The sequence below is a fragment of the Burkholderia sp. 9775_39 genome, from assembly GCF_015712225.1.
In the GTDB taxonomy this organism is placed as follows: domain Bacteria; phylum Pseudomonadota; class Gammaproteobacteria; order Burkholderiales; family Burkholderiaceae; genus Burkholderia; species Burkholderia cenocepacia.
The window spans coordinates 579,570-591,476 of sequence record NZ_JACCQC010000001.1; the positions used below are offsets into that span (position 1 = coordinate 579,570).

The 11,907-nt window shown below is 69.0% G+C and carries 11 protein-coding genes; 2 read left to right on the forward strand and 9 right to left on the reverse strand.

Annotated elements, in window-relative coordinates; all coding sequences use genetic code 11:
• Window positions 1-12: 12 nt before the first annotated feature.
• The 9 genes from H0X90_RS02515 to H0X90_RS02555 form a co-directional block, all read right to left on the reverse strand.
• Window positions 13-543: an OsmC family protein gene (locus tag H0X90_RS02515; protein ID WP_077189033.1), complete on the reverse strand. Its 531-nt coding sequence runs from the start codon at window positions 541-543 to the stop codon at window positions 13-15.
• Window positions 544-603: 60 nt separating this feature from the next.
• On the reverse strand, window positions 604-1,674 hold the full coding sequence (locus tag H0X90_RS02520) for a substrate-binding domain-containing protein (protein ID WP_077189034.1): 1,071 nt from the start codon (window positions 1,672-1,674) through the stop codon (window positions 604-606).
• A 167-nt stretch (window positions 1,675-1,841) separates the two neighbouring features.
• On the reverse strand, window positions 1,842-2,903 hold the full coding sequence (locus H0X90_RS02525; RefSeq protein ID WP_077189035.1) for an ABC transporter permease: 1,062 nt from the start codon (window positions 2,901-2,903) through the stop codon (window positions 1,842-1,844).
• A complete protein-coding gene (locus tag H0X90_RS02530) occupies window positions 2,900-4,486 on the reverse strand; it encodes a sugar ABC transporter ATP-binding protein (protein WP_077189036.1) in 1,587 nt (528 codons plus the stop codon). Before H0X90_RS02530 ends, H0X90_RS02525 begins: the two co-directional genes overlap by 4 nt.
• Before the next feature lie 102 nt (window positions 4,487-4,588).
• Window positions 4,589-5,971, reverse strand: a complete 1,383-nt coding sequence (locus tag H0X90_RS02535) for an NtaA/DmoA family FMN-dependent monooxygenase (RefSeq protein ID WP_077189060.1) — start codon at window positions 5,969-5,971, stop codon at window positions 4,589-4,591.
• Between the two features lie 26 nt (window positions 5,972-5,997).
• A complete protein-coding gene (locus H0X90_RS02540; protein ID WP_062886050.1) occupies window positions 5,998-6,765 on the reverse strand; it encodes an ABC transporter permease in 768 nt (255 codons plus the stop codon).
• The gene (locus H0X90_RS02545; RefSeq protein WP_006498235.1) at window positions 6,762-7,496 is read right to left on the reverse strand and encodes an ABC transporter permease; all 735 of its coding nucleotides are present in this window, start codon (window positions 7,494-7,496) and stop codon (window positions 6,762-6,764) included. Before H0X90_RS02545 ends, H0X90_RS02540 begins: the two co-directional genes overlap by 4 nt.
• 4 nt (window positions 7,497-7,500) lie before the next feature.
• A complete protein-coding gene (locus H0X90_RS02550) occupies window positions 7,501-8,304 on the reverse strand; it encodes a transporter substrate-binding domain-containing protein (protein ID WP_077176926.1) in 804 nt (267 codons plus the stop codon).
• Between the two features lie 177 nt (window positions 8,305-8,481).
• Window positions 8,482-9,789 (reverse strand): NtaA/DmoA family FMN-dependent monooxygenase, encoded by a 1,308-nt coding sequence (locus H0X90_RS02555; RefSeq protein ID WP_077189037.1) that lies wholly within the window; start codon window positions 9,787-9,789, stop codon window positions 8,482-8,484.
• A 334-nt stretch (window positions 9,790-10,123) separates the two neighbouring features.
• On the opposite strand from H0X90_RS02555, the gene H0X90_RS02560 reads away from it, so the two are divergent.
• Together H0X90_RS02560 and H0X90_RS02565 are read left to right on the forward strand one after the other, a co-directional pair.
• Entirely contained in the window at window positions 10,124-11,263 is a 1,140-nt protein-coding gene (locus H0X90_RS02560) for an MsnO8 family LLM class oxidoreductase (protein ID WP_077189038.1), read from the forward strand.
• The gene (locus H0X90_RS02565; RefSeq protein WP_060264644.1) at window positions 11,260-11,835 is read left to right on the forward strand and encodes a GNAT family N-acetyltransferase; all 576 of its coding nucleotides are present in this window, start codon (window positions 11,260-11,262) and stop codon (window positions 11,833-11,835) included. The genes H0X90_RS02560 and H0X90_RS02565 overlap by 4 nt, the downstream gene beginning before the upstream one ends.
• The last annotated feature ends 72 nt before the right edge of the window (window positions 11,836-11,907 follow it).

Sequence of the window (11,907 nt, forward strand, 5' to 3'; positions counted from 1 at the left end):
TCCGTCAGCGCATCACGCGCCGGTATGCCGCAATTCCCCGTCGATGTGCTGCGGCAGCCTCAGCAGGTTGAAGATCGGGCACACCGCTTCGACTGCCTGATGCAACGCGCGGATGGTCTCCGGCGGCTCCGGCGACACGATGTCGAGCGTATAGCGGATGTTGTGCGGGAATACCGGAACATGCTCGAACCCCGGCTGCTGCGCGAGCGGATGTTGGTCGCCGGTGACTTCGACTTCGATCGCATCGATCTTCAGGCCCCGCTCCGCGGCCTGGATCAACGTGATGTGCGTGAGGCAACTGCCGAGCACGCCGAGCTGCAGCTCGGGCGACGCGGGCCCGAGGTTGTAGCCCGCGAAATCGGGCGGGCTGTCGCTGATCACCTGGAAGTCGCGGATCCGGATCTCGCGCACACCGCTGCGGCCAAGCGCGCGCACGGTCGCCTTCAGTGGCGTCGCCTTGAAATCGGGATCGTTGCGGGCAGCCTGCTGCTTCGCGTGCCACGCATCGCGCTTGTGGGCGAGATAGTCGTTCAGGGTCGTCATGGTCAAGTCACGGGTAAGCGGCACGCACGCGACCGATCGGTTCGCTGCGTGCCGGGGCGATCAGTCGATCGCCGGAATCCAGGGGGCGGTTGCCGCGTCGCTCGCGCGGAACGCCGGAAACTTCGCGCCGAGTTCGGCCACGGTATGAATGTCGTTCTTCACGAGATCGTCGCGCGTGATCAGCGTCGGCTTGACCGCGATGCGCGCGCCCGGGTTTTGCCCGGCGACCAGCAGCGCCGCGGCCCGCACCGACACGGCGCCGACGACCGCCGGATTGGTCGCGGCCGTCGCGACCCACGCGCTGTTCGGCGCGCGGATGGCCGCGATGTCGGCCGTCGACACGTCCGCGCTGTAGATGCGGATTTTCGACGACAGCCGGGCCTCGTCGGCCGCGAGCTTCGCGCCGCGCGCGAACTCGTCGTACGGGGCGAACACGACGCGAATGTCCGGATTCGCACGGTACGCGGCGGCCGCCTGGTTCGCGACCGACTGCGCGATCGGATTGTCGACGGTGCCCCAGCGCGCCTTTTCCTGCACCTTCGGGTGCGCGCGCTTGAAATCGCGCCACGCGGCGTCGCGCCGGTCGAGCGGCGCGAATCCTGCCACGTACACGTACCCGGCGGAGAACGCGTCGCCGTTGTCCTTCACGGCCTGATCGAGCAGCAGGTTCGCGAGGTCGCGATCGTTCTGCTCGATCTGCGGCACCTTCGGATTGGCGAGATCGACGTCGAACGCGACGACCTTGATCCCCTTGTCCAGCGCACGCTGAACGACGTCCTTCAGCGATTCCGGCAAGCCGTGATTGACGATGATCGCGGACACGCCGATGCTGATCGCCTGCTGGATCTGCTCGCGCTGCTCGGCCGCGTCCTGCCGCCCTTCGTAGATGCGCAGATCGACGCCGAGCGCGCGTGCCTGCTTCTGCGCGCCGGCTTCGTAGGCCTGGAAAAAATCGCCGGTCGACAGGTAGTTGACGAGCGCGATCTTCACGCCGCCCTTGTCGAACGGCGCGGGCGCGCCCTTGAGCGGGCCGGCGTGCGCGGTGGGCACACCGAGCGCGAGTGCGGCGCCCAATACGAGTGCACCGAGTTTCGGTTCGAGGCGCGACTTTCGGCGAAGCAACGAGCGCATGACGTGTCGGTCTCCATACAGGACGATATCGGCTCAATCTATCAGCGCGGCACGCGAACTCAAACCGACCGATTCGGCAATCGATATTACTTTGGATAACAAACGGTTCAGCCCGGGCGTGCTTCGAACCCGTCCATTCCCGAGCCGACGCTTGGCGACCTCGCCCGTCACGCCCGGGCATCCGCCCGGCGACCGATGCCGAACGTAAACGCCAAGGCCAGCACGAGCAGCACGCCCTTGATGAAATCCTGCATATAGTAGGGCGCGTTCAGCATCGTCAGCCCGTTGAGCAGCACGCCGACGAACACCGCGCCGACGACCGTGCCGAACACGTTGGGCCGCTTCGCGCCCCACACCGCGTAACCGATCAGTGCGGCGGCCACCGCGTCGAGCAGCAGCGAGTGTCCCGCGCTGACGTCGCCGCGGCCGACTCGCGCGGCGATCAGCACGCCGCCCAGCGACGCGATCGCGCCCGACACGACATACGCGGCGACACGGTAGCGCGCGGCCGGCGCACCGGCCAGCCGCGCAGCCGTTTCGTTGCCGCCGATCGCATAGATCACGCGGCCCCAGCGCGTCGCTTCCATGGTGATGCAGGCCAGCACCGTCACGGCCGCGAGCACCAGCACCGGCAACGGTACGACGTCGAATACGCGCAGCCGGCCGAGCGCGAGAAACGCGTCGGGGAACACGCCCGTCGCATCCGTGCCGTCGGGCAGCACGGAGCCGGTCGCGAGCGAACGGCCGCCGGTCGGGATCAACTGCAGGCCGGCCAGCAGGAACAGCGTGCCGAGCGTCGCGAGCTGGTCGGGCACGCGCAGCCGCGTAATCAGCAAGCCGTTGAACAACCCGGCGGCCACGCCGAGCACGACGCACGCGATCACGGCCGCCCACGCGCTGCCGTGCCAGACGACCAGCACGTAGCTCGCGGCCATCTGCGCGGTCGCGGCCACGCTGCCGACCGACAGGTCGAAACCGCCGGCCGCGAGCGTGACCGTCACCCCGACGCCGAGCAACGCGACGATCGACACGGCCTGCAGGATGCTGAACAAATTGTCGAGGTTCAGGAACGCAGGCTCCCTGAGCGCGAACACCACCACGAGGACGGCCAGCACGAGCAGGATGCCCGTCCGTTCGAGCGCATCGCGGATGCGCGCCGGCCCCGTGCTCGACGATCGTTCGACGGGGGCGGCCTGACGCACAGCGGAAGAAGAAGTCACGGGTTTCATGAGCGGGCACCCACGATGGAAGAAGTCGGAGACAGGCCATCGAGCGTCGCGCGATCGAACCGCACGATCCGATCGGCGATCTCGGCCGCTTCCTCGAGATCGCTGACGAACACGAGCGTCGCACGTTCATGCGCATGACGCCGCAGCGTATCGACGATATCGGCGCGCGCGCCCGCATCGATGCCCTGGAACGGTTCGTCGAGCAGCAACAGCCGCGCGAGCTCGGCGTGCCAACGCGCGAGCACGACCTTCTGCTGGTTGCCGCCGGACAGGTGCGCGACGCGATCGTCCGGCCCCTCGCAGAGAATGCCGAACCGCGCGATCGCGGCCGCGGCGGCCGTGCGTTCGCGGGCTCGGCGCACCGCGCCGCCCGCGAACCAGCGCGACAGGAACGGAAAGCCGATCGTGCCCGCGATCGAGGCAAACGGCACGCTGTCGGGAAACAACGACGTGCGCCAGCGATCCTCTCCGGCCAGGAAGACGCCGGCGCGAATAGCGTCCGCCGGCGAGCGTGGCCGCCACGGCCGGCCGTCCAGCGTCATCTCGCCGGCCGCCGCCCGCACCGCGCCGAAAATCGTCCGCGCGAAACGCGACTTGCCGCCGCCGACCGGGCCCGCGATCGCGACGATCTCGCCGCGCCGGACCTCGAGGTCGAACGGCGTGCTGGTCGGTGTCAGCCGGATCTGCCGCACGCTGAATCCCGAGCCGGAGCCTGAGCTCGATCCCGAGCCGGCCAGCCCGGCACGCGCCGGCGCGAGTGCCGGCGCCGGTGCACGCGTACGCGGCAACGGCCGGCCGATCATCGTTTCCACCGCGGCGTCGAAATCGATCGGCGCGGCCAGATCCGCGACGATCCGGCCGTCGCGAACGATCGCCGCGCGATCGGCGATGCGACGCAGATCGCCGAGCCGATGCGACACCAGCAGGGTGGCGACGCCATCGCGACGCAACGCGTCCACCAGCTCGAACAGCCGCTCGGCCTCCGTCGCCGACAGGCTGGCGGTCGGCTCGTCGAGAATCAGCAACGACGGCTGCCCGGCCAGCGCACGCGCCAAGGTCACGCGCTGCTGGTCGGCCAGCGACAGCGATGCGAGCGGCGTCGCCAGCTCGACGTCGAGCCCGACCCGCTCGGCAAGCGAACGCGCCGCGGCACGCCGCGCGGCCGGCGGCGCGCGCCACGGCGACGTCGGGTCACACAGCCGGTCCAGCAGCAGGTTGTCGGCGATCGACAGCGTCGGCACGACGGCGTCGGCCACCGACTGGTGCACGGTCGCGACGCCGAGCCGCTTGGCCATGTGCGGCGACGCCGGCCGATACGGTTCGCCGCGCAGCGTCAGCGTGCCGTCGTCCGCTTGCAGCGCACCGCTCAGGATCTTGACGAAAGTCGACTTGCCCGCGCCGTTCGCGCCCATCAGCGCGACGACTTCGCCGGCGCCGATCGACAGGTCGAGCGCCGCCAGCGCGACGGTCGCGTCGAAGCGTTTCGCGATGCCCGTGGCGCTCAGGACGGGCGGCGACACCGATCGACGGGGTCGAGCTTCGCGCCGCGTCGCCTCCATGGTTTCGTTCGTCGCGCCATTCATGCCGGAAGATTCCGGTCGGCACGATGCAGGTGCGGCAGGAACAGTACGTCATCGATCATGTCACGCCACTCCGATGAAAGTCGTTCGGCATTGGTCGGCCGGTCAGCCCGCTTCCGGCACGGGAAACCGGAACGACGCGCCATAGGCCGTGTCCGGCAGGCGGTCGCGGCCGCCCAGCCGTGAACGGAAGGTGCCGCTCGCCGGCGTCGTCCGGTACAGGCCGCGCTTCTTCAGCTCAGGCGCGATCAGTTCGGCGAAATCGTCGAGCGTGCCCGGGCTGATCAGCGGGTTGATCATGTAGCCGCTCGTCGTCGACTGCCGCGCATGCTCGGCGAGCTGGTCCGCGACTTCGTCCGGCGCGCCGACGAGGATCAGGTCGGTGCCGCGCGTGACGCTCGCGAACTTGCGCCGCACGTCGCCGGCGGTGAGCGGCTTGCCGCTGCCGTCCGGCCTCACCACGTAGGACGTCAGGCCTTCCGTCTGCGTCGTCAGCGGTTCGTCGTCCGCATAGCGGTCGATGTCGATGCCGGTGTCGCCCGCATAGCTGACGAGTTGCGCGTGCAGGTGATAGTGCTGCTGCAGCGCGTGATACTTCTCCTTCGCGTCGCTCGACGAGCGCGCCGTGACGATCCGCAGCACCGTCAGCGACTTCACGTCGTCCGCTGCGCGGCCGCGTTCGGCCGCGAGCCGCCGAATCTCGTCGAGGCCCGCGCGAATCTCGTGCGGATCCGATTTCGCGACGAACACCACCTCCGCGTGCTTCGCCGCGAACGCGCGCCCGCGCCCCGACCAGCCGGCCTGGATCAGCACGGGCGAGCGCTGCGGTGACGGCGCGCAGACGTGCGGCCCCTGCACGCGGTAGTGCGTGCCTTCGTGCGCGATCGGCCGCACGCGCTCGCCACGCGCATAGCGCGGCGCGTGCTTGTCGGCGACGACCGCGTCGTCCGCCCAGCTTCCTTCCCAAAGCTTGTACGCGACGTCGAGAAATTCCTCGGCGCGTGCGTAGCGTTCGTCATGACCGATCATCTGGTCGAGCCCGAAGTTGCGCGCCGCGCTCGTCAGGTAGGACGTCACGATGTTCCAGCCGATCCGGCCGTGGCTCAGGTGGTCGAGCGTGCTGAAGCGACGCGCGAGCGCGAACGGGTGCTCGTAGGTCGTGCTCGCCGTCACCCCGAATGCGAGCCGTTCGGTCTGCGCGACGAGCGCCGGAATCAGCATCATCGGATCGTTCGCGGGCGCCTCGACCGCCCACTGCACCGCCGCGTCGGCCGACCCGCCATAGACGTCGTACAGGCCGAGCACGTCCGCGAAGAACAGCATGTCGAGCTCGGCCTGCTCGGCCGTGCGCGCGAGGTTCGACCAGAACGCAAGGGTATTCGCGCGCAGCCGTTCGTCGGCCGGATGGGTCCACAGGCTCGGCGCGCCGCCGCAGCCGACGCTGGCTTGTTCATACAGGGAAAACAGCAAGGGGCGAGGATCGGACATCGTCGACATCGGTACCAAGGCAGGAATCAGTTGGGGGCCGCCCACGCGCCCGACGACGCGCGGCTGCGCCGTGCGGGCACCCGTTCGTCGGGCTGGCGCGTCAGGTAGCGATTGATGCGCTGCTCGACGCGGGCGGCGGGAATGGTCAGCAACGCGACCAGCACGACATAGACGATCGCCGCACCGGCCAGCGGTTCGTACACGCGCAACGTCTCGAAGCGCAGCGTATTGGCCGTGCCCATCACGTCGAACACGGTCACGGTCGACGCGAGGACGGTCGATTTCAGCAGCAGGATCGCCTCGCCGGTGAGCGCGGGCAGCGCAAGCCGCCACGCACGCGGGCCGACGATGCGGCGCAGCACCTGCATGCGCGTCATCCCGTATGCGTGGCCGGCCTCGATCTCACCGGCTGGCACGCCGGCGATCGCGCCGCGCAGGATTGTCGCCACGTACGCGCTCTCGTTCACGCTCAGCGCGACGATCGCGTACCAGAACGCGTCGCGTAGCAGCGGCGACGCCCAGCTGTCGCGCATCCATTCGCGCGGGACGATCTGCCCGAATCCGTAGTACAGCAGATAGAGCTGAACGAGGAGCGGCGTGCCGCGGATCAGCATCAGCCAGCCGTGCGCGGACCAGCGCAGCGGCGCATGGCGCGCACCGGCGGCGAGCGCGAGCGGCACGCCCAGCAGCACGCTGGCCGCACCCGATACGAGCGTCAGCGCGAGCGTGGTCGGCACCGCGGCGAGCAGCTTCGGCATCACCGTGTCGAGCAGGAACGGCAGCGAGAAGATCATGTCGTCGCGCGCGTCGTGCCGCGGTTCGCATGCCGCTCGAGCGCCGCGAAAATGCCCGTCGACGTGATGCTCAGCAGCAGGAACAGCGCGGCCGTGACCAGATAGAAGAAGACGTAGTGCCGCGTCGCACCGGCCGCGAGCTGGCTCGCCTTCAGCAGATCCGTGAACGATCCGAGTACGCTGATGAACGACGCGTCCTTGGTCGCGTTCAGCCACACGTTGCCGACGCCCGGCAGCGCGAGCCGCGCCGCGGCCGGGAGCCGGATACGCGTGAACGTCTGCCAGGGCGTCATCCCGTACGCGTGCGCGGCTTCGATCTGCCCGACCGGCACGTTGACGAGCGCCGCGCGCAAGATGTCGGTGAGATACGCACCCTGGATGAAACCGAGCGACAGCGCGGCGACGACGAACGGGTCGAACGCGAAGTCGCCGGCTACGATGCGGCTGCCGCGCAACGCGTTCTCGATGGCCGGTGCGACCGCGTAGAACGCGAGCAGCAGGCACAACAGCTCCGGCAGCGCGCGCACGAGCATCGTGTAGAGCCGCGCCAGCCACACGAGCGCCGCGTATCGCGACAGCTTGCCGAGCGCGCCGGCGATGCCGAGCAGCACGCCGGTGCAGAACGACGCGGCCGCGACGCCGAACGTCAGCGCGAACGCGCCCGCGAACACGCGGCCATAACCGCCGTCGCCGAAGGCGAGCAACGCGAGCAGCGAATCGTCCGCGGCCATGCGCTCAACGCCCCTTCTCGATCGTGCCCTTCAGGTTCGGATAGCGGGCGGTGATCGCATCCCACGTGCCGTCCTGCTGCAATTGCGCGATCGCGGTCGACAGCTTGCCGCGCAGCGCATCGCCATGGCGCACGCCCGCGCCGATGCCGAGGCCCAGCACCGGATTGTCCGCGCACGTGGCCTTGATCTCGAAGTCCTTGCCGTCGCGCGACGCGAGGAACGCCGTGAACAGCCCCTTGCCTTCCTGCACGTAGTCGACGCGGCCGGACACCAGATCCGCGAGCGCATTGTCGAACTTGTCGAACGCCTTGATCTGCGCGTCCTGCTTGAAGCGGGCATCGAGGAACGCGGAGAAGTTGGTGCCGGCCTCGACGCCGATCACGCTGCCCTTGAAGGTCGCGGGCACCGCGCAGTCGACGCGGCGCCGGTCGCTTTTCGCGCCGACGAACACCGTCGGCGATTCGTAATACGCACGGCTGAAATCGATGGCTTTCTGCCGCTCGCCGGTGATCGTCATCGACGACCAGATCACGTCGATCTTGCGGTTCTGCAACGCAGGAATCAGGCCGTCCCACGCGATGTCGGTGAGCTCGCACCGCACGTTCAGCTTGCCGCACGCGGCATCGAGCACGTCGATTTCCCAGCCCTTCCACTTACCGCCGGCGTCCTTCGAAAAGAACGGCGGGTACGACTCGGCGTCGATGCCGACGCGCAACGTCGGCTGGGCCGCATGGGAAACCGGCGCGAGGCCGAGCACGAACAGCGCGGCCGCGGCACGGCGGACCCTGGAACGCATCAAACGATTCATGTGGCGCATTTCTGAAATAACGTCGGAACGACCGGCGTGGCAGCCGGCAGGAGGCGTGACTGTAATGCGCGCCGAAGCGTGTACCAAATGGTTATTTTTGCGATGGATATCTGATCGCGCGATATGCGCCGAGCCGCGCACCGGCCAACGTCCTCGCCCGGTGCGCGGGTCATCCGTTCACGCCGCCACGGCCTCGCGCCGCAACGCCGGCAGTTCCAGGTTCGCGCGGAAATCGCCGCCCACATAGTCGGTATCGAGCAGGTCGCGCCGACGCAACTCGGGCAGCAAGCCGTTGAGCAACAAGTCCTCCTGGTCCGGCTGGCCGAGCCCGTGCAGCGACAGCACGTCGACGAGCCCCGCGCGATAGCGCGTTTCGATCGCATCGGCGAGCTGCTCCGGCGTACCCGCGACGAACCAGTGCCCGGTCTCCTGCGCACGCACGATCAGCTCGCGCAGCGTCAGCCGCTGGCGCGCATAGCCGACGAAGATCGCCACGCGCCCGCGCCGGCGGTGCACGCTGTCGATCGCCGGCAGCAGCGATGCCGGCAACGGCTGGTCGAGCGGCAGGCCGCGCAGGTCGACACCGCCGCCGAGCATGTCGGCAAGCTTCAGCCTGCCCTGTTCGTAGTCGATGCGCTCATGCTTGTCGCGCAAGCGCCGCGCGACGTCGGCATCGGATTCGCCGATCACCGAATGAAACGAGTTCATCACGAGCGGCGGCCGGTCGCCGCGGCCGAATGCAGTCGCCTGCCGGTGCAGCTCGGCGACGAACGCGCGTGCATCGTCGAGCGTCGGCTGCGACGTGTAGACGACTTCCGCATACCGCGCGCCGAGCGCCACGCCGCCTGCCGACTGCCCCGCCTGAAACAGCACGGGCCGCCGTTGCGCCGAAGGCGGCACGTTCAACGGCCCCTGTACCTGGAAATGCGCGCCGCGATAGTCGATCGCGCCGAGCTTGAGCGGATCGACGGAGATGCCGCCGCCCGGCCCGCGACGCGTCGCACGCGGATCGTTCGCATCGAACAGCGCGTTGACGACCGCGACGAATTCGGCCGCGCGCGCATAACGCTGCTCCGGGTCGGGCAGCGCGGCATCGCCGAAATTCTCCTCGCCGACCGACGACGTGACCGCGTTCCACGCGGCGCGGCCGCCGCTCACGTGATCGAGCGTGCCGATCAGCCGCGCGAGGTTGTACGGATGGTGATACGTCGTCGATACGGTCGCGACGAGCCCGATGGCCGAGGTCGCCTGACTCAGCGCCGCCAGCGCGACGATCGGCTCCTGGCTGCCGGTGGTCCCGGCGAGGCCGGCCGCATCGGCCTGCAGCAGATCGGCGGTAAAGAGGCCGGTGATCTTCTCGGCTTCCGCCTTGCGCGCGAGCGACGCCGCGCGCCGCACGCCCTGTGCGACATCCGCATCGCCGGGCGCGTACAGCACGCTCGCCGCGCCGACGAGCGTCTTGAGCCGTCTGCGTGCGCCGCTCATGACGCGGCTCCGGTCGTCGTGAAGGCCGTACGTCGTTCGCGTTGCTCGTTCATTCGGATTCCTCGTGATTCCGTTCGGTCGGAGAATCGGGGCATGCCTGCGGCCATCGCGACGGCGAGCGTACTCGCGCCGGAGATCGTCGGGCAGGCTCCACGCACGCGCCGCGAGGCGCGCAGCCAACGACCATAACGCAAGCCCCCCGGTCGGCCGGAACGAATATTTTCGGCTTTCGATATTCTTCTTGATTGTTTGACCGTGCGAACGACGACGCAAAATAATTCGGCATGCCAAACCCGCTGATCCGGCCGTTTCGACCCGCGCCGATCGCTTCATCATGACGTTCGACGCCATCCGCTCCCACACCGATTCGTCCGCTTTGTCCGCGTTGCCGTTCCGCTTGAGCGTACTCGACAAGAGCCCCGTCGCGCCCGGAGAAACCGCCGCCGACGCGCTGGCGCGCAGCGTCTCGCTCGCGCGCTTCGCCGATGCGGCCGGTTACCACCGCTACTGGCTCGCCGAGCATCACAACACGGCCGCGCTCGCGTGCCCGTCGCCGGAAATCCTGATCGCGCACGTGCTCGCGCAGACGCGGCGCATTCGGGTCGGATCGGGCGGCGTGATGCTGCAGCACTACAGTCCGTACAAGATCGCGGAAAACTTCAACCTGCTCGCGTCGCTCGCGCCCGGCCGCGTCGATCTCGGCATCGGCAAGGCGCCGGGCGGCCTGCCGCTGTCGACGCGCGCGCTGCAGGACGGCTACGATCCGGCGCGACGCGCGCCCTTCGCCGATCTGGCCCACGCGCTGAATCGCCATCTCCACGGTGACGATGCGACAACCGATGCGACGGGCGAGGACGCGGCCACGCTGCATGCGACGCCGCGACCGCCAACGCCCGCGCAACCGTTCCTGCTCGGCGCGAGCGCGGAAAGCGCGACGCTCGCCGCCCGGCTCGGCTGGGCGTTCGTCTACGCGTCGCACCTGAACGCATCGGCAACGGATCTGGCGCGTACGTTCGATACCTATCGGGAAGCGTCGGGCGGCCGCACGCCGCTGCTGGCCGTCTCCGCGATCGTCGCCGGCACCCGCGACGCGGCCGCGCGGCTCGCGAGCGGCCATCAGGGCTTTCGCGTGCAGGTGGGCGACACGCCGGCCGTCAACGTCGGCAGCGTCGAACAGGCGCATGCGTACATCCGTCAGGCCGGCGGCGGCCCGCACCGGATCGACCCGCGCGAAACGCGCATCGTGCACGGCACGCGCGACGACGTGCTGCGCGAGTTCGACGCGTTGCATCGTCGTCACGGGATTGCCGAATTCGTCGTCGACACGCCACTCGCCGATGCCGCACCGCGGATTGCGTCGCTGCGGTTGCTGGCCGGCGCGCCCGCCGACGATCACGACGCCGCGGCGGTGCGCGACGGGTGGAACGCGCGCACGACCACGCATCAACCGCACTTCGAAGGCACCGCGCCATGACCGATACGATCCGCATCGCCGGCGCGGACGACGTGCCGGCCGTCTATGCGCTGCTGCAGAACGCCTACGCGCCGCTCGCGGCGCAGGGCGTGCACTTCACGATCACGCGCTCGCCGATCGAACGCGTCGCGCAGACCATCGCGCGCGAAACGACGTTCGTGCTCGAACACGCGACACCCGACGGCCGTACCGCCCTCGCGGCCACGTTGACCGTGCGGTTTCCGTGGGTATCCGGCGAACGCCATCGCACGCCCTATCCGTTCCTGCACTGGTTCGCGGTCGCCCCAGCGTTCAAGCGGCTGGGATTCGGACACGCGCTGATCGCGCACGTCGAGACGCAGTTCCTGGCGTCGCAGGTGAAGGCGCCGGCGACGTATCTCGCGACCGCGACCAACCATCCATGGCTGCAGTCGTATTACGAGCGCAGCGGCTATCAGCCGTTCGACCGCTCGACGAATGCGCTCGGCACGCCGCTCGTCTGGCTGAGAAAAATCCTGATCCCGGATCTCTACCCGGCCCCGACAGCGGACGATACCGCCCGGGACCACGAGCGCATCCACGCGAACGCATGACGTGACGTGCCGCGCCGGCCCACATAAACGACGCGAACCGCATCCACCGCTATCCACCTCGTAAAAGGCTTT

What these genes read in the sequence shown, in the direction of transcription:
- H0X90_RS02515 (WP_077189033.1), bottom strand. Translation starts at nt 543, where the DNA reads ATGACGACCCTGAACGACTATCTCGCCCACAAGCGCGATGCGTGGCAC.
- H0X90_RS02520 (WP_077189034.1), bottom strand. Translation starts at nt 1,674, where the DNA reads ATGCGCTCGTTGCTTCGCCGAAAGTCGCGCCTCGAACCGAAACTCGGT.
- H0X90_RS02525 (WP_077189035.1), bottom strand. Translation starts at nt 2,903, where the DNA reads ATGAAACCCGTGACTTCTTCTTCCGCTGTGCGTCAGGCCGCCCCCGTC.
- H0X90_RS02530 (WP_077189036.1), bottom strand. Translation starts at nt 4,486, where the DNA reads ATGAATGGCGCGACGAACGAAACCATGGAGGCGACGCGGCGCGAAGCT.
- H0X90_RS02535 (WP_077189060.1), bottom strand. Translation starts at nt 5,971, where the DNA reads ATGTCCGATCCTCGCCCCTTGCTGTTTTCCCTGTATGAACAAGCCAGC.
- H0X90_RS02540 (WP_062886050.1), bottom strand. Translation starts at nt 6,765, where the DNA reads ATGATCTTCTCGCTGCCGTTCCTGCTCGACACGGTGATGCCGAAGCTG.
- H0X90_RS02545 (WP_006498235.1), bottom strand. Translation starts at nt 7,496, where the DNA reads ATGGCCGCGGACGATTCGCTGCTCGCGTTGCTCGCCTTCGGCGACGGC.
- H0X90_RS02550 (WP_077176926.1), bottom strand. Translation starts at nt 8,304, where the DNA reads ATGAATCGTTTGATGCGTTCCAGGGTCCGCCGTGCCGCGGCCGCGCTG.
- H0X90_RS02555 (WP_077189037.1), bottom strand. Translation starts at nt 9,789, where the DNA reads ATGAGCGGCGCACGCAGACGGCTCAAGACGCTCGTCGGCGCGGCGAGC.
- H0X90_RS02560 (WP_077189038.1), top strand. Translation starts at nt 10,124, where the DNA reads ATGACGTTCGACGCCATCCGCTCCCACACCGATTCGTCCGCTTTGTCC.
- H0X90_RS02565 (WP_060264644.1), top strand. Translation starts at nt 11,260, where the DNA reads ATGACCGATACGATCCGCATCGCCGGCGCGGACGACGTGCCGGCCGTC.